This window comes from Candidatus Neomarinimicrobiota bacterium, from assembly GCA_022567655.1.
Taxonomy (GTDB): Bacteria; Fidelibacterota; SORT01; order SORT01; family SORT01; genus JADFGO01.
In genome coordinates, this window is record JADFGO010000149.1 from 1 (window position 1) to 2,799 (window position 2,799).

The window sequence follows — 2,799 nt, forward strand, 5'->3', positions numbered from 1 at the left end:
CGGCAATGTCTGATATCGGGCGGAGCGCTTCCACGAGAGGTAGAGTTGCTTCGGAATGTATCGACTGCGAAAGGAGTTCTTTTATAACAGGGAAGTCTAAGCTTTCCAGAACGGCACGGGGGCAGACCTCAATTTTTCCCATAGTTTTTCAGCAGTTCGTCAATTTTTTTCTGCTGTTCGGTCCCTTTGATGTACAGCTCGTCTAAGTTCTGAAGTTTTTCAAGCTCTTTCATGCCCGGTATATTCGGCATGCCGCCGGACATCCCCCCGGTCAATGTGCCACCGTAACCCTCGATCGTTTTACCTATCTTCTCCTGAAAAGAGAGAGCATCGGGGAAAATTCCGTAAATCCAGTCGTAAACCATCGGCGCTATTCCTTTCATCGGCGTGTAGAACTTCGATTTTTTTTCGAGGTTACTTGAAAAATCACCCGGAATGAACGAGATAGCCAGCAGCACCGAGCTGATCACGAAAGACGCTTTTAACGCTCCGAAAAGCGCTCCACCGCCCCTATCAACCCAGCCGAGCATGCTGAACTCCAGGAGTTTTTTTATCGCAACCGCAATAAATCGAGCCGTAGCGGCAACTGCTACGAATATGAGAATGAAACTCAGACCCGCCGCTACGTTCGGACCGACCCCGAACTGTTTTATAATGATCCCCGTTCCCCCGCTGAAGAATTTCGCCGCCATAAGAAATCCTCCGAACATCCCTATGAGCTTGAATACTTCAAGTATCAGACCCTTACGCAACCCCTTGAACGCAAAGAATCCAAGCGCGATTATGATTATGCTGTCAACCGATAGGTGCTGCAATCGACTCCCGAAAGTTTACCTTTTAAAGTTACCACAAATTAGAAAATCTCCCCTTCCCTTGCAAGCGAAAAGGAATTCGCTCGTCATTACAAATTACAGGCTTAATCCGAAATTAAATATCAGCTGGGAACCTATGGGAGGATCCGATTGAGAACGATGTGAGATAAGGGATGAAAGAATCGATTATTCTGAATAATCCTATCAAAGACAAAATATGAGTATATCCATTTGCAAAGATTGAGTGGCAGTCATGGCTTGCCATGACGCCTTAGACTTAAAGTAGTTGCGGTCATCCGGCAGCTGCCGGATGACTCGCACTGACGTCATTCTGAGTCCGCCAGCTGGCGGACGAAGAATCCAGTCCGGATTCAGGGCGTGCAAGCCCTGACTTAATATTTGACTTGTCTAAGAAATTATCCTATTAACTAAATAACCTTGCCACCACAAAAGACTTGATTTATTATGCCCGCCGGGCGGACTTTTGTCCGTATGCCGCTTGCTTTTTACCGATTATCACGGTTCGTTTCTCTATCGTTTCAATGCCTCATTATTGTCACCACTTTTAGTTATGCCGCAGCGCAGGATCAGATAGTCCTGAGCGAGGTGATGTTCAACCCGTCAGGGAATGAAAATTTCGATGAGTTTATAGAAATTTACAATGCGGGGAATTCTGTAGCTAACCTGACCGGCTGGTTCGTCGGAGACGGAACGGCGAGCGATGAGATAATCGACGCAGGGTGGGGTCAAACGCTCGCGCCGGCTCAGTACGGTATAATTCTCGACAACGGTTATTTCGGGAACTCAACGGAGTATGATTCGTTGATTCCGCCGGAAGCGCTCATACTCACGATTGACGGCGTTACTTTCGGGTTTAAGGGACTCCTGAACTCAGCGCCGGAAACCATAACTCTCTTTGCGCCCGACAGCAGCGTAATTGCGGAGTACACCTACTCGATCGATAACGGGCAGGGTATCTCCGATGAAAAGATCGACCTCAGTGCCGGAGACGATCCGTTAAACTGGTCGAACAGTGCCGTCCAAAAAGGCACACCGGGTTTCAAAAACAGCGTAGCGCCGGCAGAGATCGACTTAGCCCTGAGCCGAATTTATATCGAGCCGGAACTCCCATCTTTCGGTCAGCAGTTCGTTCTTTTTGCGTTTATAGAAAACCGTGGTACACAAACTGCTGAAGAATTCACAGTCACCTTTTTCGCTGATTCGGATAATGACTCCGCCCTTTCGACAGGTGAGCAGCTGCTTCCCCCATTCACGAATTCAGCTGCACTCGAACCGGGTGATTCACTCCTCTTCAGCGCGGAAATTACCGAATTTAAATGGAGCAGTGTCACTGTAGGTGTATTGGCGTCGATAGAAGGTGATGAAAAACCTTCAAACGACAGTTATTTTATCGAAGTCTCCCTTGCATTCGGATCAAACATGGTCGTTATCAATGAGATAATGTACAACTCAAAGAATTCGTATCTAAAACTTTAATATTTATAACACTTAAGCCTTGTTTTACAGGCATTCCAGCCCTTTCAGGTAACCTACTGTTTATGCCAGTTTCCGCTCTGTTATACCAGATTTTAGCCCCGGATTAGCCCCGGATTGAAATTCAGAGAATTACTTTACTTCAACAACACCATCTTCCTCGTCTGGACGAAATCGCTTGCTTGGAGGCGGTAATATCTAACTTTCCTGTTTCAGAGCTGCTAACCGCTTTATTGTATCTCTACGTTCTGGGATTTCTTCGTCGGCATCTTTCCATAGGTCAAGGAGTGCTTCATAGTTTTCTATAGCGAGCTCCGGCTTGCCCAACTCTTCCTAAAATAATCCCATCTATACGACATCGCCTTTTAGAGCCGATTGATCTCGAAATCATCTTCAAGGGAGCAGGCGGGTGGAAGACTTACTATATGTTTCTGCTTTATACTGGTCTTAGGGCTGGCGATGTTGCTTTGCTAAAGAGAGAAAACATCGATTT

2 protein-coding genes are annotated in these 2,799 nt (G+C 46.7%); one reads left to right on the forward strand and one right to left on the reverse strand.

Features of this window, described 5'->3' with window-relative positions:
• Window positions 1–128: 128 nt before the first annotated feature.
• On the reverse strand, window positions 129–815 hold the full coding sequence (locus IID12_10270; GenBank protein ID MCH8289468.1) for a CvpA family protein: 687 nt from the start codon (window positions 813–815) through the stop codon (window positions 129–131).
• A gap of 462 nt (window positions 816–1,277) precedes the next feature.
• On the opposite strand from IID12_10270, the gene IID12_10275 reads away from it, so the two are divergent.
• Window positions 1,278–2,309: a lamin tail domain-containing protein gene (locus tag IID12_10275; protein MCH8289469.1), complete on the forward strand. Its 1,032-nt coding sequence runs from the start codon at window positions 1,278–1,280 to the stop codon at window positions 2,307–2,309.
• The last annotated feature ends 490 nt before the right edge of the window (window positions 2,310–2,799 follow it).